Origin of the sequence: Sphingobacterium sp. LZ7M1 (assembly GCF_024296865.1) — a bacterium.
GTDB lineage: Bacteria > Bacteroidota > Bacteroidia > Sphingobacteriales > Sphingobacteriaceae > Sphingobacterium.
Window position 1 is genome coordinate 3959129 of sequence record NZ_CP101134.1, and the last position, 22448, is coordinate 3981576.

General features: G+C 39.9%; 14 protein-coding genes. 5 read left to right on the forward strand and 9 right to left on the reverse strand.

From position 1 onward, the window contains the following. Positions 1 to 10: 10 nt before the first annotated feature. From NMK93_RS17015 to NMK93_RS17040, 6 genes are all read right to left on the reverse strand, one after another. Positions 11 to 3157, reverse strand: coding sequence for a SusC/RagA family TonB-linked outer membrane protein (locus NMK93_RS17015; RefSeq protein WP_254529026.1), 3147 nt, complete (start codon positions 3155 to 3157; stop codon positions 11 to 13). A 639-nt stretch (positions 3158 to 3796) separates the two neighbouring features. Further along, positions 3797 to 5308 (reverse strand): RagB/SusD family nutrient uptake outer membrane protein, encoded by a 1512-nt coding sequence (locus tag NMK93_RS17020; protein WP_185213924.1) that lies wholly within the window; start codon positions 5306 to 5308, stop codon positions 3797 to 3799. Between the two features lie 14 nt (positions 5309 to 5322). Continuing rightward, positions 5323 to 8484, reverse strand: coding sequence for a SusC/RagA family TonB-linked outer membrane protein (locus tag NMK93_RS17025; protein ID WP_214656437.1), 3162 nt, complete (start codon positions 8482 to 8484; stop codon positions 5323 to 5325). Positions 8485 to 9487: 1003 nt separating this feature from the next. After that, the gene (locus tag NMK93_RS17030; RefSeq protein ID WP_185217346.1) at positions 9488 to 10936 is read right to left on the reverse strand and encodes a SusD/RagB family nutrient-binding outer membrane lipoprotein; all 1449 of its coding nucleotides are present in this window, start codon (positions 10934 to 10936) and stop codon (positions 9488 to 9490) included. A 13-nt stretch (positions 10937 to 10949) separates the two neighbouring features. Then, the gene (locus NMK93_RS17035) at positions 10950 to 13199 is read right to left on the reverse strand and encodes an outer membrane beta-barrel protein (protein ID WP_254529025.1); all 2250 of its coding nucleotides are present in this window, start codon (positions 13197 to 13199) and stop codon (positions 10950 to 10952) included. Further along, entirely contained in the window at positions 13157 to 14119 is a 963-nt protein-coding gene (locus NMK93_RS17040; RefSeq protein ID WP_254529024.1) for a carboxypeptidase-like regulatory domain-containing protein, read from the reverse strand. Before NMK93_RS17040 ends, NMK93_RS17035 begins: the two co-directional genes overlap by 43 nt. A gap of 401 nt (positions 14120 to 14520) precedes the next feature. On the opposite strand from NMK93_RS17040, the gene trmD reads away from it, so the two are divergent. From trmD to dusB, 5 genes are all read left to right on the forward strand, one after another. Further along, positions 14521 to 15198, forward strand: a complete 678-nt coding sequence (gene trmD / locus NMK93_RS17045; protein WP_185213920.1) for a tRNA (guanosine(37)-N1)-methyltransferase TrmD — start codon at positions 14521 to 14523, stop codon at positions 15196 to 15198. 241 nt (positions 15199 to 15439) lie between these two features. After that, on the forward strand, positions 15440 to 16843 hold the full coding sequence (locus NMK93_RS17050) for an anthranilate synthase component I family protein (RefSeq protein ID WP_254529023.1): 1404 nt from the start codon (positions 15440 to 15442) through the stop codon (positions 16841 to 16843). 1 nt (position 16844) lies between these two features. Continuing rightward, entirely contained in the window at positions 16845 to 17423 is a 579-nt protein-coding gene (locus NMK93_RS17055) for an aminodeoxychorismate/anthranilate synthase component II (protein WP_185213918.1), read from the forward strand. Between the two features lie 21 nt (positions 17424 to 17444). After that, on the forward strand, positions 17445 to 18227 hold the full coding sequence (gene trpC / locus NMK93_RS17060) for an indole-3-glycerol phosphate synthase TrpC (RefSeq protein ID WP_254529021.1): 783 nt from the start codon (positions 17445 to 17447) through the stop codon (positions 18225 to 18227). Positions 18228 to 18340: 113 nt separating this feature from the next. Further along, the gene (dusB, locus tag NMK93_RS17065) at positions 18341 to 19336 is read left to right on the forward strand and encodes a tRNA dihydrouridine synthase DusB (protein WP_185213916.1); all 996 of its coding nucleotides are present in this window, start codon (positions 18341 to 18343) and stop codon (positions 19334 to 19336) included. 33 nt (positions 19337 to 19369) lie between these two features. Here dusB and NMK93_RS17070 read toward each other — a convergent pair whose 3' ends face one another. The 3 genes from NMK93_RS17070 to NMK93_RS17080 are packed head-to-tail and all read right to left on the reverse strand — an operon-like array spanning position 19370 to position 22340. Next, positions 19370 to 20857, reverse strand: a complete 1488-nt coding sequence (locus NMK93_RS17070; RefSeq protein ID WP_254529019.1) for a lipopolysaccharide biosynthesis protein — start codon at positions 20855 to 20857, stop codon at positions 19370 to 19372. Between the two features lie 2 nt (positions 20858 to 20859). Further along, on the reverse strand, positions 20860 to 21141 hold the full coding sequence (locus NMK93_RS17075; protein WP_254529017.1) for an acylphosphatase: 282 nt from the start codon (positions 21139 to 21141) through the stop codon (positions 20860 to 20862). 35 nt (positions 21142 to 21176) lie between these two features. After that, complete coding sequence (locus tag NMK93_RS17080) at positions 21177 to 22340, reverse strand: amidohydrolase family protein (protein WP_185213914.1); 1164 nt, start codon at positions 22338 to 22340, stop codon at positions 21177 to 21179. Positions 22341 to 22448 lie beyond the last annotated feature (108 nt).

The following is a 22448-nucleotide window of genomic DNA, read 5'->3' on the forward strand; positions in this document are numbered from 1 at the left end:
TGTTCAATTTTTAGAAGGTAACTCTTAGATTAAATCCATAATTTCTGGCGGTTGGCGCACCGTTCAGGTCCATACCTTGAACATTACCGGCACCTTGTGTATTCATCTCAGGATCACCAGGGAAACCCGGTGCAAACATCCAAAGATTTCTACCGCTTACCCCTACGGATATCTGTCCAAATGGTGTTTTCTGCAATAAGGAGTTTGGCAAGGTATAATTCAAGGAAACCTCTCGTAAACGGTAAGAGGTGGCATCAAACACCGCGGCCTCTGAACCAATACCGCCTAGGCCCTGCCAATAGGCTTGTGAAGATATCTGGATATCATTTGGTCTATATCCCGTCACGTTTCCATCTGCATCCTTGATTTCGATAACGCCTGGAAGGATCCTTGGCTTATCCCTGTCTACGGCTGTAATATCTACCATACCACCGCTGCGCATATCCACTTGCGAGAAAGAGAAAATCTGACCACCCTTTTGGATATCAAAAAGGGCCATTAAGCTTAAGCCTTTATAATTGATGGTGTTAGTAAATCCTAAGGTGTAATCCTTTTGCGGACTGGCGATTACTCTATTTCCTATTGCAGGCGCAAATCCACCGGTTACAGGATTGATCAGGAACTGACCCGCATCGTTACGGGCATGCTGCGCACCAACGATGACACCATAAGGATACCCTTCAGCAATGGATGGTGCAATACCGATAAAACTATTGATACCCGGAATTACCGTACTGGTGACTTCATCACCGCCGACTGGCTCCTTGCCAAAAATGGCTACGACATTATTTCTGATCTTGGTAAAATTGAAGTTGATATGCCAGCTAAAATTGTCTTTTCGAACTGGGTATCCCCCTAGCAAAACCTCAATACCCCTATTTGTCATTTCACCGATATTCGAGGTAAAGGAATTGTATCCCGATGAATTTGACACCGCTACATCAAAAATTTGGCTCGCACTTCTGGTACTGAAATAAGTAAAATCCAAGTCTATTCTATTATTGAACAAGCCCAATTGAGTTCCCACTTCATAGGAAGTCACGAATTCAGGCTTTAATTCAGGGTTCCCTATTGTACTTCCAATCTGAAACCCTGTAATACTGCTACCCCCAACAGATAATGGGAAAGTGATATTGGCTGTATTGTTACCATATCCTGCTGGACCATAAACGGAACTCAACAGATAAGGATCGGCATCACGGCCTACCCTTGCCACATTACCCCTGATTTTCCAATAGGATAAGATTTCTCCTCGTAAATTTTCAAAGGCGGTTGTAGGGACAAAGCTCAAAGAGGCAGATGGATAAAAATAGGTGTTGTTCTTTTCAGGAAGCGTCGAAGATTGATCCGCCCTTCCGGTCAATTCCAAGAATAGGTAATCATTATATCCTAAGCTCAACTGACCATAATAACCGATCAATCTGCGCAAGGTTTTTCCTGCATAAGACGAAGTAAATACAGAGGCATTGCTCACATTGTCAAACATTGGAATAGCCAATGAACTACCGATTACCCCTGAATATCGATAAGAACGACTATTGATGTTTTGACCTAAAAGCAGGTTTGCATCCAGGCCTTCCATAAAAATATCATCTTTTTTGGCCGTGATCATCAAATCTCCATTTAGTTCACTTCTGAACCTCGTGTCTTCATCGATGGTACCAAGTGGTGCACGGGCAGCACCCGGCCTTTGGATCTGCGACCTCTGGTCAAAATAGGTATCAGCAGTAACCCGATAGGAAGCACTCAACCAATCTGTGAAATCATAGCCCACAACCAAGTTACCATAGGCACGGTCTACTTCGGATTGGAAAAACTCATTCTGTATACTCCATAAAGGACTATTTTGCGTTGGCAAGAAATACTGTCTTTGACCAGCAGGGCTTAATATAGGTGTACCGTGCAGATCATAGGAAATAGGGATACGGGTAATCTGTCCAAAAGCACTACCACCATTTCCCATGGTCGCTCCGCGCTGGCTAGTTTTAGCGTAATTGATAGTACCACTGATCTTAATTCCATTTTCCAAGTTCCTGCTCCCACCGATATTGGCAGTATGTCTGTTGTACTTACTTTCCGGAACAATACCTTTCTGAATGGTACTTGACACACCTGCAACAAAATTGGACTTCTCATCGCCCCCAGCAAGGTTCAATGAATTTTGATAAAAAGATCCTGTTTTATAAAAATCTTTAATATTGTTTGGATACGCTCTATAGGGCACCGTTAATCCTGTACCCCCTTGGATTACCTCTTCCAGGGTTCCAAATCTTGGTCCCCATGAAAGTGTAGATTGATTATTATAGATGTTCTGTGAACCCTGTCCATACATCTCCTGAAATTTCGGGAGGTACCCCACATTTTGGAAGTTCATCGAAGAGTTTAAGGTTACCTCGGTCTTACCGCCCAAGCCTTTACCCGATTTGGTCGTGATCATCAAGACCCCAGCCGACGCTCTTGAACCATATAGTGCAGACGCAGCAGGCCCTTTCAGGATGTTGATCGACTCGATATTGTCCGGTGGAATATCATTTAAACGATTGGATGGTTGAGAACCAAACAAGGTATTCTGGCTGTTATCGGTATCATTACTGAAAATAATCCCGTCGACAACAATCAATGGTTGGTTATTACCACCAAAGGAAGTAATACCACGGATATTGATATTGGTCGAAGAACCTGGCTGACCAGAAGCACTTCCGATCGTCACCCCTGCAACCTTACCTTGCAATGAATTCAAAACATTGGTTTCCGATCGCTGAACTAGGTCTTCCCCACCGACCTTCTGGGTTGCATAACCAATGGATTTGGCTGTTCGTTCAATACCCTGTGCGGTCACCAATACTTCTTCGATGGCTTCATCGCCCGCATTCAGCACCATGTTAATACTGGTTCGGCCGGCAACCTTCACCGTTTGGCTCTGATAACCTACATAGGAAAACCGCAATGATGCATCTGCATTGGCTGAAATGTTGTAGGTACCGTCACTTGAAGTCTGGGTTGCTACAGAAGTACCAACCACACTTACCGACACTCCTGCCAATGGCGTTCCATCACTCGCTGAAGTTACCCTCCCAGTAACCTCTCGATCTTGCGCATACGCTGTTCCGCACAGGCATATGAACACAAAAATAAATTTGAGTAGTCTTTGTTTCATAAATTAATTGTTTAGTAATAAAAGTTTATATATACTTAATATTTGTTTAAATATTAACTTGAAATTGGCTCTAAATAACTTTATTAACTATATATTCTAAATTTCGTTAATATTTTTAATATAATCAAGAATATTAGGTAGTATTTGTTAATTTTAAGGAAATTATCAGAAAAATAAACTTGAAACCTCAACCAATATCTATTGTTTAGATTAATTTTAACCTTCAATTATTGCGCTTTAGTATAAATTCCGATAGTTATTGAGCAGAAATGGGAATAATGAAAAACAGCTAGGGTGAAAAACAAGTTTTGTATCTATTAATTTCAAGAACTGCCAAATTCAACCTAGTCTTATTCGAGACACATTCGGAACTTTGGCTACATGCCTCAATCCTTACTCAGTTCCTGTTCAGAAAATCTTCGGAAAATACTGGGGAGATTTCCGAATGATTCCCGAATATGTCTCGAATATGTCTCGAATAAAACCTGATCAGGAGGAGATGAAAATCAGGGCGGAATTGACCCATATCCTTAAGATCATCGAAGAGGGAAAAGCGCTGTCTGGGGGATAGGATTTTCGGAAATAAAAAAAGCCTTCAGGAAATCCTGAAGGCTTATATAGCAATTAAAAATTAGTCTATTAAATTTGAGGGTTATTTTGAATTTCCACTTGAGGGATTGGGAAAGTCAATTTCTCATCATTGTATCTGAATGATTGACCAGGGAAAGAAAGGTGGTTTGAACCTCTAGTGATGGTCGCTTTATTACGTTTCATCGCTAGGTAACTTTTTCCTTCACCCCAGAACTCGATACGAGTCTGTAAATAGATTTCATTTTTCAAAGCTTGGCCAGAAAGGTTAGAAATATAGTTTACATCTGCTTTTCTTAGGCTCACTACTTTTTTCAAAGACTCAGCAGCAGAAGCGGCATTGTTCAAGTTCGCATAAGCTTCAGCGTTCAAGATCTGCATCTCATCCACACGCATATAGATATAATCCGTAACCACATTTCTTTGACCCATTGCTTTACGCTCTGGTGCAAAGAATTTGTTCATTGGCATTAAGTTTTTAGCGTTGAATTGAGATTTTCTCACGTCATCAGCAGGAATTTTGTCGTAAAGACCTTTATCGATAGTTTTAGGGTCACCTGCAGCTGCATAGCTATAGGTAAAGTAATCTACCTGTCCCCACCAAGAAACCAAGTCAAGGTTACTCGCTAAGGTCAAGTCAACACCCCACATCCAACTTGGAGTATTTACATTGTTGAAACCAGACTCAGGGTTTGTTACAATACCATTTTCATTTAGGATAGCAGCAGATTCACGTTTTGTAGTTAAAGGGAATCCTCCATTGGCCAAGATATCATTGGTCAAAGTAACCACTTGTTGCCAATCAGCTTGTGTACCTCTAGCACCTAATGCATAAGCTAACAAACCTTTTGCTACGTATTTGTTGATCTGATCTTTACTTGTTCTGTTGAAGTTGTCTAAGTAAGCAATAGACGTATTCAGGTCAGAAACAATCAGGTCATAAACATCCTTGGTGCTTGACAAAGGTTGGTTAGGCTGATCAGTAGAAGTATAGATCGGTAAGATCATTTCAGAACCAGTACCATACTCTTTAGCATATAAATTTGCTAGGTAGAAATATGAATAAGCTCTCATCGCCTTAGCCTGACCCATAATATGTCTTTGTTCGATATCTTCAGCAGGAATTTCCACATCTGTACCACCCAAAGCATCAATAACAGTATTGGCAGCGAAAATGATTTTGTAGTAATATTTCCAAGCGTGGCTAGCTTCTAATTTAGTATAATCAGTTGTCGTGATGTAACGCGCGATTTGATCATACCAGCCATAGTTTCTTCCAGCCAACACCATATCAGAACACAACATGTCTGTATAGATGTCATAACCTTTTTGACCAAAGTCGTCATGGCTCTCTTCAGCGGCACCTTGCGCAGAGAATAAATTGTACATGGTTGAATAAAGACCTGCAATATTACCTTTTAACAAAGCAGGGTCTTGTTTTGCAGCTTCTTCCAACTGTTCGGTTGAAAGTTCTTCTGTTGGTTTTTCATCCAAGAAGTCTTTACTACAAGAAGCAGTAAACAACAGGGATGAAATCAACACTATATTTAATGACTTTTTCATTGTTTATCTAACTATTAAAATTTAACTCTTAAACCTGCACTTACAGTTGATAAAGGAGAGTATCTGTACATACTTGATGAACCAGCTTGGTGAGTTGAAGGATTGAATCCTTTTCTCGCTGAAGCGATAGCCAAGTTATCTGCAGAAACCCAGATTCCTAATGCTTTTGCACCGATAGCATCTAACACATTAGTTTTGAAGTTGTAACCTAATCTTACGTTGTTCAACATCAAGTAATTTGCAGATGTCAAGAATCTAGTTGATGAAGAGTTTACACCAACATCATTGTCATTATTCAATCTTGGAACGTTGGTGATATCACCAGGCTGTTGCCATCTGTTGAACATATCCGTGTGCCAGTTGTTACCACCGATCACATCATTGTTCATCAAGATTGCGTAAGCACCGTCATAAGCATATCCACCTAAGCTATACAACATCTGTACGCTTAAATCGAAACCTTTGTAACCTGCTCTCAAGTTCACTGCACCTCTTAATTTAGGGATAGCAGATTTACCAACATAATGTTGAGTTGCTTCAGAGTATACTGTTGTAGTTCCTTCTTTGATCTCTTTATTTTCTGGGTTGTCGAACAAAGCCAATGAAGTGATCTGCTCACCAGTGTCAAACTGACCGTTTGCATTGTTGTCCGTATAGAACACCTTGAATTGGCTCTCACCAGTTTCAGCATCTACACCAACGAAATCTCTCATGTAGAAATCGTATAGAGAGTGATCTTTAGACCATCCATAAACACCTTGGATATCAATTTCCTTAGGTAAGTTGGTGGAAGGTTCGATAGGCATTTTAGTGATTTTGTTTTTGAAACTCTCACCGTTGATACCTAGATCTAAATAGTAATCTTGACCTTTAAGGATGTGACCTACTAAATCAAATTCGATACCTTGGTTTCTTAACTGGCCGTCGTTTACTTTGATTGTAGGGTAACCGATTGATGGACCAACACCTCTATCGAAGATTAAGTTGTCGGTATTTTTCACATAGTACTCAATTGTACCAGAGATATAGTTACCTAATTCGAACTCGATACCAGTTTGGAACATTTTGGAAGTTTCCCAAGTTAAGTCCTCATTACCTTTAGTTACGAATGAGAATGCAGGGTTGTTGTTCAAGTTATCTACACTGTACAAGTCGTAACCTGGGTAGTAACCAACACCAGCTTGCTCACCAAGAACACCGTAAGAAACTTTATATTTCAAGAAATTGAAAATATCTTGGTCTTGCATGAAGTCTTCGTTAGATACAATCCAACCAGCACCTAATGAACCAAAAGTTCCCCATTTATCTTTCTTGAACCTTGAAGAACCATCTCTTCTCACTGTTCCGGATAAGTAGTATTTATTTTTGTAATCGTAGTTAACCTGTCCGAAGTAACTTTCCAAAGCGTAAGCTTCCGTATAAGATTTAACTGGGTTAGAAACGATTACGTTATTGAAATCAAGGATGTTGTTGTCCACTAAGTTGTAACCAGAGGCATTCAAGATATTGCTTTCCCACTTAACAGCCTCATGTGCTACCAATGCTTCCAATGAGTGATCACCGAAATCTTTTCTATAGCGCAATAAGTTCAATAAGTTGAAGTAGTTAAGCTCTGTACGACTTTGGTACAATGAACCGTTTTGAGATGCCGAACTTCCGTAGAATTTGTTTGCACGGTCATTGTAGATATTGTTATAGTATTGGATACCTAAGGAGTTTTCGAATGTCAAACCATCAATGATATTGAAGTTAACATAGGCTCTACCGTTCAATTCATTACGTTTGTGACGTTTGATGTCATAAGTTGCATCAGCGATCGCATTGGTTAATGAACCGAATTTACGGCCTGAGTTCGTTCCATAATCGTATACATAACCACCGAAGATGTTATCATCAATTTTGTTTCCGTTTTCATCACGCTCAAACAAAGGATAGATAGAAGGGATGTTGTCAACGAACCAGAAAATACTTCCTGAGTCTTCCGATTGACCACCTGTATTTCTTTCTACTTTCGAGTAGTTGGTGTTCATACCCACTGTCAACCAGTTGGTCACTTTATGGTCTAAGCTCAAACGACCTGTAAATCTTTCGAAATCAGAGTTGATTGAGTAACCTTTGTCACCTAAGTATCCGAATGAGGTAAAGTAGTTTGTTTTATCTGTTGCACCACCGAACCTAACGTTAAGGTCAGTTCTAGCTGCATTTTGGAAAGCATGATCTTCCCAGTTTTCAGGATCAAACTTTCTAGTTACATTGTTTTTAACCTTTCTAGTTACAGGATCGATTAGATCAGACACTGAACTTACGTTCCAAAGGTTGTTCAATGGATTGATACCTCTATCTGAGAATAAGTACTCGTTAGCATAAGCAGCACCGTCTTCACCAGCCAATACACCTTCGTTGTACATAGCTTCCCAGCTTAACCCGATATAATCTTCAGGAGATTTGATCACATCATAACGAGGCAATAAAGACATGTTTGTACCGAAGTTAACATCAGCTTCAATAAATGAGCTCTGACCTCTACCTGTTTTAGTGGTGATTACGATTACCCCGTTGGCACCTCTAGAACCATAGATAGCAGTTGCAGCAGCATCTTTCAATACCGTTACATTATCGATATCTGCATTATTGATGGAAGTAATGTTACCTGAGAAAGGCACACCATCCACCACGTACAATGGGTCACGGTTACCGTTAACCGAACCAAAACCACGGATACGTACTGTTGAAGCAGTACCTGGCTGACCTGTAGTATTGGTCACTTGAAGACCAGCTACCTCACCAGCGATTGCCTGCGACACGTTTGAAGTGTTCTTTTGTTGCAATTTCGTACCATCAACCTTTTTTGCAGAACCTGTAAAAGCTTCTTTGGTTGTGCTACCATAACCTACAACGACAACTTCATCCAAAGACATTTCATCCTCTACTAATTGTACATTGGCAGTTGTTTGGTTAGCAACATCTACTCTTTTAGAAGTATATCCTACAAATGAGAAGTTCAATACCGTCTTACCGTCCGCTACAGTAATCGTGTAACCTCCATCTGCGTCTGTCTGAGTAGCAATACTAGTTCCCACTAGCGCTACTGATACACCACTTAATGGTGCTCCGTCAGTAACCGAAGTTACCTTACCACTCACTTGACGATCTTGTGCGAACGCTACACTAATCATGCAGGTTAACACAAAAATTAAGCTGAGTAATTTGTGTTTCATAAATTTTGCTATTAATTAAAAGTTTTAAAACAGAGTCTGTTAAAATTTGTTAAACAGTCGACAAATATAGACTTACCTTAAATATTTCACAAATAAATTCCTGTAACCTATTATTTTTATCAAATAGGTAACAGAAAAGTTGAATTGTCAACTATTATAAGATTCTACGTTAAAATTTATAATAAATAGCAGTCATTTAATAGTTATTTGACTGATTTGAATAAAATAATTTTAATATTAACGAGATTATTATTCCCTTATCCTGCTGAATTACTGATATTTATAATTCAAGATTGAAAATTTGGTAAAATATTAGCGTATTTAGATGTTTAAACAAGTTTTAAGAAGAAGTAAAATTTGATATGCATTGCTAACCAGCAATATCTAGAGAACAATAACGAAACATTCATCACTGCATGGACAGAATTTCAAAACATCAGTCATAATCATGTTCGTTAATCAGAATATAATTTCGATTTATCCCTAAAACACTTCTCACAACACGGTCTTTATTGAAATTCAATAATTCGCCAAAATATATCTATTACATAAAAAATGTAAAATGCATGTTACTTTAAGATTATCTCTTTAATTTCTTGGTCAAAATGGGTGTTTGAACACAAAAATGGGTTTAAAACCTTTAAATCCACAATATTTCCCTAAGAGAAATATTACATACGATTAAAGAACAAAAATATTATTCATTTCACAAAACCTTGAAAAGCAGCTTTTAGGAAGCTAAGCGGAGAAAAAAAAAACGGGATTGAACACTGTTCAACCCCGATTAATAAAGGCAGTTTATCTTAGGGCTAAGCATTAACCGCCTATTACAAACACAATATTATTTAGTTACTTTTTCAATTTCGATCGGAACACCCTAGACATCTACTCGATATATCTTAAGAACTTGTAAATAAAGGAACCGCCAATAAATTGGACGGCCCCTTCATAGGTAATATTATTATTTGGTATCCCACCAAAGTCTGGTGTTCAATTCATCTGGACCTTGTGCGGCAACAGCTGCTTCATAGTTTTTACCATTCAAGCCAGCTTCCGTATTCGGGTATGCCTGACGAACAGGGATCTTTTTGTCGATTGACAAAGGAGCCGGACCAGGATGTAACTCTGGGAATCCAGTTCTTCTCCAGTCCACCCAGCTTTCATAACCATTTGCTTGGTAGTTAGCCAACCATTTTTGGGTAATGATCAACTTCAAACCATTTGCTGCACTATAAGCTACACCACTTTGCGTAAAGTAGGATGCTGGCGCAGTTACCCCTTGTTGTTGCATGGATGCATCGATACCTTTTTTGTAAAAAGTAGCAGCGTCTCCAGTTCCCCAACCGCGATAAGCAGCCTCAGCTAACATAAACTGAATTTGTGCATAAGTTGTGATTGGCAAACCATAGTTTTGAGCAGTGAATTTTTTACCGATCAACGAAACAGTTTCTTGGTTCAAATCATCATCCGCATTGGCCAAACCATAAGGCATACCTTTATAACCACCCCCTTGAACCACTTTTTCTGCATAAACTGGCAGACGAGGATCAGCTAAGTCTTCCAACGTTTCGATCATTTTTTCACTTACCGCATAATCCGTTCTTTTACCAACGAAGTAGTTGTTATAAAGCGGGTTTTGGTTATTGGCATCGTTCAGGTAAGCAAAAACAGCGTTGTCAGCATTACTAGCGATTGCTCCTGCAGCATAAGCACTAGCAAACTCCGCTTTAGCTAAATTTGGATCAACATCCGCTAAGTGAATAGCAGCAACCATACGTAAAGAGTTGGCCCATTTTACCCATTTAGAAACATTCCCTTGGAAAAGGATATCACCATTTAATGCTTCACCAGTCTTTAATTGCGCAGCTGCTTCTTTCAATTCTTTCAACAAAGAAGTGTAGATATCCTTTTGTGTATCGTATTTAGGTGTCAATACTTCTTTACCTTTTAAGGCTTCTGAGTACGGCAACATTCCCCATCTGTCTGTCATGTGCAGATAAAAGAAAGCTTTCAAAATTCGAGATACCCCAATTTGGTTATCCGTGCTACCACCTTTTTGAACATAAGGTAAGTTTGCAGTTGCTGGATCAGAGTTTAAATTAAGGATGGTTTGTGCATCCAATAATGGCCCATTGTAATAAGCTGAAAAATCATAGAACTTATTTTGGAACCTAGACTCATTGGTATATTGAATCTCGGCCATATACTGGGGATATATATCCTTTGCCCAACCAGCGATACCGTTTCCTTGGTTACCAATTTGACGGATCACATTACTTATCAACAGCTCGGTATTAGGATCGGCTGGATTATTTGGATCTTTGTTAATCTCTTCAAAATCTTTGGTACAAGAAACTGAAAGACCAATCAAAACAAATCCAAGTATTGTATTTAAAAATTTCTTTTTCATAAACTTAATAGATTTACAGGCTAAACCTTAGATTAAAACCAAATGTCCTTGTGTTAGGCAACTGACCACCTTCGAACCATGAGCCTTCTAAGATGGAAGGGTCAAAGTTTCTGTTTTTAGCATAAATCAAGAATGGATTTTGTGCAATCAGGGTTAATGAAACTTTCTTGAATGGAGTTTTACCAAACATTCTGTCAGGGAAAGTATAACCGATGTTGATTTCACGCATTTTGATATATGAAGCATCATATACCCAGTTTTCCCAAATGTTACCTGAGTTCAATTTGTCTTGATATAATTGCTGAACATCAACATACACATCATTTGGAGTTCCATCTTCTTTCACACCATCAAGGAGAACACCACCACCTTGATCAACTGGATCACGTTTAGGATTTCCTTTATCGTTCACACCTGCTGTTTCTTCGTACAATCCAGAACCATTACCGAACATGGAAGAAATAGACATGTATTTACCACCTTTTTGAAAGTCTAGCGAGAAACCTGCAGTAATTCCTTTGTAGTTGAACTGTGAAGTTAAACCACCTGTGAAATCAGGAAGGATAGAACCTAGATCGACGTCGCCTGAAGTAGGGACATAAAACCCGTCAGCTCCAACGATTTTTTCGCCTTTATCATTTCTTTTGAAACCTGAACCAGTCAACATACCGAATGCTTCACCTTTACGGGCATTAACAGCGATTACCGGTGCACCTACGAAACCAAATGAGTTTCTGGTACCATCCACTGTAACCCTAAGGTTGTTTACAACGATATTATTTACTGGATCCTCGTATAGTTCAACAACTTTGTTTTTGTTGATACCAATGTTTGCATTCAAGTTCCAGGAGAAATTATCATTCTTAATCGGGGTACCACCTAATGAGAACTCATGACCCCAGTTGTCAATTTGACCAGCGTTGATCGCTGTAGTCGCATATCCAGATGCTGAAGTTACCGTCAAAGGAATAATTTGGTCTTTTGATGAACGTGTGTAGTAGTTGTAATCAAAAGTCAAACGGTCATGGAAGAATCTTAATTCCGTACCTACTTCAATAGATGAAGATAGCGTAGGTTTAAGTTCTGTATTCACCAATTGGTTAGGCACTGTCAATAAAGGACTAGAGCCATAAGGATTTCCGATGGAATAAGTTTGTGCAACCCTGAATGGATCAGTATCCGTACCAACGCGAGCGATGGAAGCTCTTAATTTACCATAGCTGAACCAATCTGACTCAATAAATTCAGAGAACAAGAATGATCCAGAAACACCTCCGTATAAGTAGGAGTTATTTTTCTTAGGTAAACTTGAAGACCAGTCATTTCTAGCATTAGCTTCTAAGAATAAGAAGTCTCTGAAACCTAAAGTAATATATCCGTATAGGGAGTTTACTTTATAATCGCTTAAGAAAGAGTTCAGGGTAGGTCTGTTTTTGGACGCTGAAAGGGTATACAGATCAGGAACAGCTAGACCACCTGCAGTACGTGCATCAGTATATGTACGTTTGTTTCTTCTGTTTTCTACGAAAACAGCAGCTGAAATATCAAAATCTTGAACCTTAGTTGTATAATCAATACTACCTACGAAGTTCAATTCTTGTTGATTGTTCAAGTATTGGTAGTACTCGTCTTGGCTAAGTGTGTTGGAAGCAATTCTAGAGTTTTGCTCACCGTTAAAGAAGTTACCACGAGCGATTGCAGAAGCTTTCCAGTTTTCATTGAATTTATAAACTGCACTTACGTTTCCGTACAGTCTTTTTCTGATATCATTCGAAATGTTTTTGTACACATGTGTATACGGGTTGTCCCAGTACTTAGGGTCTGTATTGGTTGGAGAAATCATGTTCCAACTTCTGTACGTACCATCAGGTCTTTGGTAATCTTTAAGATCATCCATGTTCAAGTTTCTTGCAAACCATTGGTTGAATGAACTTTGCGGACCTGAGCTATATCCGTCGATAGGAGTGTTGAAACGGTTTTCAAAAATAAAGTTGAGGTTCGTGCTAACCGTTAATTTATCGCTTAAATTCAAAGCTGCATTAGCACCTAACCAGTGTTTACCTTGTTTAGAATTAGGCATAACCCCAGTTCTGCTCAAATTGGTATAAGAAAGTCTTGAATTTAGATCATCCGTTCTTTTCGAAACCGCAACGTTTGTACTCGCCGTAACACCAGTTTCAAAGAAGCTCTTTACGTTGTCTGGCTGAGGTGAGAAAGCGGCTAATTGACCGAATTTAGGATGGGTGGATCCCAAGCGTACCAAGGTGCGATCATTGATCCGTCCAACTTATGACCCCAACTTTCATCCGCTGAGAAGTTGTAATATTGAGCACCGTCTAAGGCTTTCAAATAATCAGCATGAATAGCAGGATTGTATTTAAACGTAGAGAATTCTTGGTTGTAACCACCACCATATTCGTTTTGATATGCTGGTAAGCCATAAACATTTTCAAATGAAGTGGCTTGGTTTACTTCAATACCGATTCCAGGAGTTGCTTTACCCGATTTGGTTTTGATCACGACCGCACCTTCTGCACCACGTTGACCGTATAGCGCAGTTGCTGCAGGGCCTTTCAAAACGGATAGGCTTTCGATATCGTCGTTGTTAACATATTCAGGACCTGTGATCACACCATCCACAACGTAGATTGGGTTACCACCTGTCAAGTTATTAATACCACGGATACGGATAGCTGCAGTACCGAATTTAGCACCAGAACCAGTTCTGATTTGGATACCGGAAACTTTACCCGCTAGAGCAGTGTTTAAATCTGCTTGTCTAGCCTGTGTAAGGTCCTCTCCTTTTACTTGTTGAACCGAGTAACCGATTGATTTTCTAGTTCTTTCAATACCTAGAGCAGTTACTACGACTTCTTCCAGGTCATTTTCTCCACCAACTAAACGCACATTAATAGTTGTTTGGGAGCCAACGGTAATGGTTTGGGATTCATAACCGATGTAGGAAAAGGTTAATTTGCCATTCGCTGGTACGGAAATTGAATAATTTCCAAATTCATCAGTTTGTGTAGCGGAATTAAGATCTACAACTCTAACTGAAGCGCCTGCAATAGGGCTGCCGTCAGATGCCGCTGTCACTTTACCACTCACTTGCCGATCTTGTGCATGCACGACGCCAATTAGCATAGTACACAGCAACAGAACACTGAGTAATCTTTGTTTCATGTTTCTTGTTTTTAGTTAATAAAAATTGGGTTCTAATTTTTCTTGGCAAAAAGTTAGTATTGTTAAACTAGCGCCAAATCTATTTATATGCTGTTGGGGATGCAAAAAAAGGGCATTTATTTTTTGAAATTTTCGAAATTAAACTTAAAACACTATTAAAATTATATTTTACATCGTTTATGGTTAATTGAAAAGGAGTGATTTCGAACATATTTTATGATTATGGATAAATTTTTTACTATTTGTCATTAAATAAAATATATCTGTGTAATAAAAATTAATTTCATACTATGAAATAGATTAATTTATTTTTACAATAAGAAATTGTTAACCAAAACTTATTCCCTTTTCATAAATGTATTTTTAAACCTATTTTATCCAATAATCATGTACATTTGCGTATGCGTTTTGACATCATCACCGTATTACCCCAATTATTGGACAGCCCCTTTGCTCATTCTATTCTTCAGCGTGCGCAAAAAAAAGGGTTGTGTTCCATCCATGTTCACAATTTGAGAGATTATTCCGTGAACAAACAGAAATCAGTGGACGATTATCCTTATGGTGGTGGATCCGGAATGGTCATGCAAATTGCGCCCTTTGCAGCGTGTATAGAGAAACTAAAATCTGAGCGCGAATATGACGAGATCATCTATATGACTCCAGATGGGGAGACCTTAAACCAAGGGATCGCCAATGGGCTTAGCTCAGCCAAGAATATCATGATATTATGTGGGCACTATAAAGGGATTGACCAACGGATCAGGGACATTTACGTGACCCGCGAAATATCCATCGGTGACTATGTACTGTCAGGTGGGGAATTACCGGCAGCCATATTGGTAGATTCTATCGTCAGGATCATTCCAGGTGTGCTATCCGACGAAACCTCTGCCCTCTCCGACTCCTTCCAAGATGGCCTATTGGATGCGCCAATCTATACCCGACCGGTAGACTGGAATGGCCATAAAGTACCTGATATTCTATTGAGTGGACATGAAGCCAAAATCACAGAATGGCGTCATGAGCAACAACTTATACGAACGAAACAAAGAAGACCGGATTTGCTAAATGACTAAAAATCCTGCCTAATCTTTGCTTTTTTCACAAATAAAGTTTGAATATTCAATTTTTCTATTAATTTTGTGATGCAATGATGACTGTAATTCAATATACTAACCGTTGGTGGCTTCTGACTATATAAGTCGGGAAGGTGGTATATTTTAGATAAAAATTTTCATAATCAACCAAAACCACTGAATGGTAGCCCGACGTATTTCGTCGGGCTTTTTTTATTTTTGAAAACTATTAAACACTTATATGAACTTTAAATTCAAAACTAACCATAAGAAGATCTTAGCGGACACGACTACACCGGTAAGCATCTACCTTAGACTGCGCGACACTTTCCCCAACAGCCTGCTCTTGGAAAGTTCGGAGTACCATAGCCGGGACAACAACATCAGCTATATCTGTTGCCAACCGATCGCCAGCATCATCTTGGAAAATGACGAACTGAGCATCAGCCTACCGAACCAGAAGAAAACCGTAAAGAACGCGAAGGATCTTAACCTGAGGGAAGAGGTTTCAAAATTCAGGAAATCTTTTGAAGCAGATCCAGTTCCTGATGTAAATGTGATTTCCAATGGCCTTTTCGGATATTTCAGCTTTGAGGCCGTGGAATTCTATGAGGACATTGAACTAACGGCCAAAGAAAACAACAGACGGAAAATTCCGACGCTGCAATACCATATCTACAAATACGTCATCGCAATTGACCATTTCAGGAACCAATTGCATGTGTTTGAAAACCTATTGGAAAACGAACCTTCTGATTTAGACAGGCTTCAATTCCTGATCCAGAACAAGAACTTCCCTGAATATACCTTCCAAGTAAAAGGTGAGGAATCTTCAAACATGAAGGACGAAGACTTCAAGGCCTTGGTCAATAAAATGAAGGAACATATACAGAGAGGTGATGTTTTTCAGATCGTTCCTTCAAGGGCGTTTGAAACTCCTTTTTCGGGAGATGAATTCAATGTCTATAGAGCACTGCGTTCGATCAACCCTTCTCCTTATCTATTCTATTTTGATTATGGAGATTTTAAGCTCTTCGGTTCATCCCCAGAGGCCCAGCTAACGATCAAGAATGATCAGGCAACCATCTACCCTATTGCCGGAACATTTAAGCGTACGGGGAATATGGACCTCGATGAAAAGATTGCGGAAGAATTGAAAAATGACCCGAAAGAAAGTGCTGAGCATGTCATGCTGGTTGACCTAGCCCGAAACGACTTAAGCAGGCACTGCCATCATGTGCAGGTTAAATCGTACAAGGAGGCGCAATACTATTCGCATGTTATCCATTTGGTGTCCAAAGTCAGCGGAACGTTGAACCCAAACACCAATCCTTTTGATGTGGTTGGTGACACCTTCCCGGCAGGAACCCTATCTGGCGCCCCTAAACATATGGCCATTACCCTGATCGACCGTTATGAAGGCCTTCAAAGGTCTTTTTATTCAGGTGCTATTGGTTTTATGGGCTTTAATGGGGATTTTAACCATGCCATCATGATCCGTTCCTTCCTGAGCAAGCAGAATGTACTGCATTATCAAGCTGGAGCTGGAATTGTATTGGATTCAGATCCCGAAAAAGAATTACAAGAAGTAAATAATAAGATATCAGCTCTTCGCAGGGCTTTAGAATTAGCGGAAACCTTATAAAATGAGCAAGCCAATATTAGTAATCGACAACTACGACTCCTTCACCTATAACCTGGTGCACCTCCTTCAAGAATTGAACGAGCGCTATGAAGTCGTTAGAAATGACAAGTTTGAACTCGAGGATATCGAGAAATACGACAAGATCTTGTTATCGCCAGGTCCAGGCATTCCTGAGGAAGCCGGTCTGTTATTGGATGTCATCCGTAAATATGCGCCAACCAAAAGTATCCTTGGAATATGCCTAGGACAACAGGCTATTGCGGAGGTATTTGGTGGCAAGCTCTACAATATGCCTAAACCCCTGCATGGGGTGGCTACCAGTATACAGGTGACAGACCCTTCTGAACCTCTTTTCGAGAATTTCCCGGAAGATTCTAAAATCGGCCGTTACCATTCTTGGGCAGTGGATCCTGACAGTTTAAACGAGGACCTAAAGGTTACTGCGGTAGACCCGAACGGTGTAATTATGGCCCTGAGCCATACGAAATATGATGTAAAAGGCATGCAGTTCCACCCTGAGTCCATCTTGACCGATAATGGAAAAACATTGATCGCCAATTGGATCAAGGGCAAGAATTAATTCCCATAAAAGAAGAATAACATGACCATATTAGATAAAATAGTAGCCAGAAAGAAAGAGGAAGTAGCAGCGGCCAAAGCATTGCTGAGCATTTCAGATTTACAGGCCATGCCGCTCTTTTCTCGGGAATGCCATAACCTGAGGGAAAGCATCTTGGACCCAAACAGAACGGGGATCATTGCTGAATACAAAAGGGCATCACCTTCAAAAGGCTTGATCAATGGCACCTCCACAGTACAGGAAGTAGTATCTGGCTATCAAAAAGCGGGAGCTTCGGCCATCTCTGTCCTGACGGACAAGGATTTTTTCCAGGGTTCATTGGAAGACCTGACCGCAGCACGTGAGGTGTTAGAAATTCCGTTATTGCGTAAGGAATTTATCGTGGATGAATACCAAATCGCAGAAGCCAAGGCATACGGAGCAGACATTATCTTGCTGATTGCGGCATGCTTGGATCGTCAGGAAATCAAAAGTCTTTCGGAATACGCCAAATCATTGGGATTAAATGTATTGCTGGAAGTGCACAATGAGGAGGAGCTCCAAAGGAGTATTTTTGACAGCATTGATGCCATAGGGGTAAACAATAGAAACCTGAAGGATTTCAGTGTTTCATTGGAGCACTCCTATGATTTGGTCAATAAAATCCCGGATCAATTTATCAAAGTATCCGAAAGTGGGATTTCAGACCCTGAAACCATCAAAGCCCTTAAAAAGGCGGGATTCAACGCCTTCTTGATCGGTGAAAACTTCATGAAAACAAAGGATCCGATGGAGGCCATAGTGGAATTTGTAAACAAAATCTAGACACTGAACCTCTAATAATACACAAAAGAAGGGTGGTCATTAGAATGTCTAAAATCTTGTGCCTCTTATCTATTGTCTATTTTTGTTTACCTTTGTAAAAATTTCAACAAATAATGTCGGTAAAGATAGGCGAACATATTGATTTAGGTGAGTTTCCATTGTTGTTGGCTCCTATGGAAGATGTCAGTGATCCTCCATTCCGTTACGTGTGTAAACAGAACGGTGTGGACATGATGTATACTGAGTTTATCTCCTCCGAGGGCCTGATACGTGATGCCGCTAAGTCTCGCCAGAAACTGGACATCTTTGAATATGAAAGACCTATAGGCATACAGATCTTCGGTTCGGATATTGAACACATGCGTCAATCGGCTGAAATCTGCACGGCAGCTAATCCAAACCTAATTGATATCAACTATGGTTGTCCGGTTAAGAATGTAGCTTGTCGTGGCGCTGGCGCTAGCCTATTGCAGGACATCGACAAAATGGTCGCGATGACCAAGGCTGTTGTTGATGCTACCCACCTTCCTGTTACCGTCAAGACGAGATTGGGATGGGACGACAACACCAAAAATGTGTATGAGGTTGCTGAACGCCTGCAAGACATCGGTATCAAGGCGTTGGCTATCCATGGTCGCACCAGGGCGCAGATGTATAAAGGTCAGGCAGACTGGTCGATGATCAAGGACGTGAAAAGGAACCCAAGGATTCAAATCCCAATTTTTGGAAACGGGGATGTTGACTCTGTGGAGAAAGCTGCTGCCTGGAGACAGGAATTTGAAGTTGACGGCATTATGATTGGCAGAGCATCCATCGGCTATCCTTGGATCTTTAGGGAAATCAAGCACTTTTTCAATACTGGAGAACGCCTAGACGGCCCTACGGTATCAGAACGTGTCGATATCTGCCATACCCACCTGACCAAGTCCATTGAATGGAAGGGTGAGAAAACCGGAATTTTTGAAATGAGGAGGCATTATGCCAACTATTTCAAAGGAATTCCTAATTTCAAGGATTATAGAATGAAACTAGTCAGCCTACAGGATGTCAATGAAATCCTGGAAGTACTGGAAGAAATAAGATTTAATTTTGCAGAGGAAGTCGCTTAGGAATAAGCGACTTTTTTTGACTCCATATTTTGCTTATCGCCTTTTCAGGATCTTGAACAAGGTGTTTTTTTCTAAGTAGAACACAGCCCCCAAAAACAGGATAAACAATAGATTGCCTATCCAGAAATGTCCAAAATAAGCAAACCAAGAGACAATCAGTCCCATAAAAAGGTAAGCTAGGATCTTCTTGCTGTTATAGGGAATACTATAGTTCTGCTGTCCCCAGAAATAGGAAAGTCCAACCATCACCACATAGGCACTAGTGGTAGACAATGCGGCTCCTACATAGGAATAGCGAGGAATCAGAATGAGGTTCAAAATAATGGTAATAATCGCCCCTACTCCAGATATATACAGGCCATATCGGGTCTGATCGGATAGTTTGTACCAGATGGACAGGTTCATATACACTCCCAAAAGCACATAATTGAAGAGCAAGATCGGAACGATAAACAGTCCTGACCAATAGGCTTCGGGCTCTAATTTAGATCCCCGTATAAAGGCTTTTAACCAGTCAAGGTTGGCACATAAACCAATCATCACGATGACCATCGCAATGACGAAATATTCCATAATCATGGCATAGGTCTTCCTCGCATTCTCGTTCTTAGCATAAGAAAAGAAGAATGGTTCTGCACCCAATCTAAATGCAGTGACAAACAGGTTTAAGAAAACGGCAATTTTTGCTACCGCCCCATAAACACCAAGGTCCATTTCCCCTTGCTCTCCTGGCACCAACCGCGGGAACATGATCTTATCCAGATTTTCATTGATAATAAAGGAGATATTGGCAATCAAGATCGGGAAAGAATAGCTCAGCATACTCTTGATCAGCTTATTGTCCAGTCGGAATCTAAATCCAGCAATCTGCGGAATCAACAATAGTAAAGTAACCAGACTGGCCATTAAATTGGCAATAAACACATTACCTAACCAGCCTTCACGAAACCAACCTGCACTGAATTCCCTGAAAAATTCCGAGTTCTTGTTCCATTCTGGCAACCATGCCAACAAGGTAAAATTGACAGTGATAAAGACCAAGATGTTGATCAGTTTTACCAAACCATATCGAATTGGCCTCCCCCCTGCTCTCAGTTTGGCAAAAGGCACTACTGCGATCGCATCGGCAGCAATGATCAGCGCAAAGAACTTGACGTACAGAATATAATCAGGTACATTTTCTCCCTCACTTAAAAAATGGGCAATGGGCTCTGTAAAAGTGAACACAGACAAAAGGAAAATTGCTGTGGTAAATAGGGTAATCAAGAAACTATTGTCGAATACACGATCTTTATCAGCGTCCTCCTTTTGCAGATAACGGAAAAAAGTCGTTTCCATTCCAAATGCTATGACAGCATTCAGCAGGGAAGCATATGAAAAAAGATTGGTGAAAACTCCGTACACGGAGGTACGAAACTTCCCTGTAAAGAAAGGGGTCATCAAGAACCCAAGCATTCGGGATAAGATGGTCGAGAGACCATAGATCATCGTATCGCTGACAAATTTCTTAACTACCGACACGCTTATTTGATTTTCTTAACGACTTCGAAATTGCGGAATCCCTTGATTTCATTGGATTCTTCATATTCCACATGGACAACTTCAGCATGTTCAGGCCCCTCCTGACAAAAGTCTATTAAAGACTCTAGGGCGAAAACATCGCCCTCAGCTTCTATATAAACAGATCCATCAGGTTTGTTCATCACAAAACCTTTTACCTTCAATTGGTCAGCAACAGCTTTTGTCGAAGCCCTGAAAAAGACTCCTTGAACTTTACCTTGAACCTTAATATTCCAATGTTTCATGAATACAAAGGTAAAAGAAGAAATAGAATTAGAAACTATCTAATTCTTCTAACCTTAACTTTCGGGTTCAGTTTGAATGTATCCATTCCTTCCAATAACACCAAGCCTGGTTTCTTGCCTACTTCCAAAGACCCTAATTCGCTTTCTAGGTTCAATGCTTTAGCACCGTTCAAGGTAGCCCATTTGATAGTCTCATTGAAGTCCAAATCCGGAAACTCTTGGTGGATAACCTTTAATTCCTCTAAAATATCCAATGTATCGTTTGACGCTAAACTGTCGGTACCAATCACGATGTCATGGCCTCCCAACAAGAAATTGTCGATTTTAGGAATTCTATCTTCAATATATAAGTTGGCTTTTGGACAGAAACAGAAATAAACCGATCTACCCATTCTATCCACAAAATCCAGGTCCTTAATCGAAGTATATGTATTGTGCACTAGGATCAATTTATTCTTGCTAGGGATATAGGGCAAAAATGATTGCAGGGAGTTTCTAGCTTGGGCCCTAAAATCTTCCATCACCATGTCCATCTTCTTGAAAAACTCCAAGAACTCGCCTTTTTTATAACGGAAAAGCTTGTTCTCTTCATCACTTTCCTGATTGTGGATACTGATGATATTATCTTCGCTGATTGCTTTTTTCAAGGTCTTAAATAAGAATTTAGAACCAGAATAAGGCGCGTGAGGGGTGATTGAGGAATGTTTGTAATCAAAATGGAACTCAATTTCCTTAGCATTGTCGATTCTTGTAACAACATCTTCCTTATTGGTTGCCATTACTTCAACAAAAGTATGGTATTTGATAGGGCTATTTTCCTTGATCTTAGCGGTAACTGCTGAGTTCACGTGGTCGCCGACAGCTTGGATTCCGTTTTCATACATCATTTTGTCAGCTTCTTCCATGGCAGCTTCCAACTTGCTTTCATGGTTTCCGCGTTCGTTGATTACATTAGAAAGGAAGTTAGGTAATCCTGTACTTCTAGGCACAACACCTAATAAATGGGAAAGTTCTAGATGACAATGAGCATTTACAAATCCAGGAATTAAAGCTCCTTTGAATTGTTCCACTAAATTTTCATCTATTTCACCTGGATTGAAAACACCTTTCACAATCCCTTGATCATCCATCGCGACTACCCCCTTTTTAATAGCAGGCCCGGCAACAGGAAACACAACATCAGCAGCGTAATACTTCATAAGAAATTAATAGTTCCGTTTTTTTAAAGTTAGCGTAATTTGCCCATTGATGGCAATGCAGGCAATTTACAAAAAAATACCATCAGTTTAACTAATAAAATAATAATT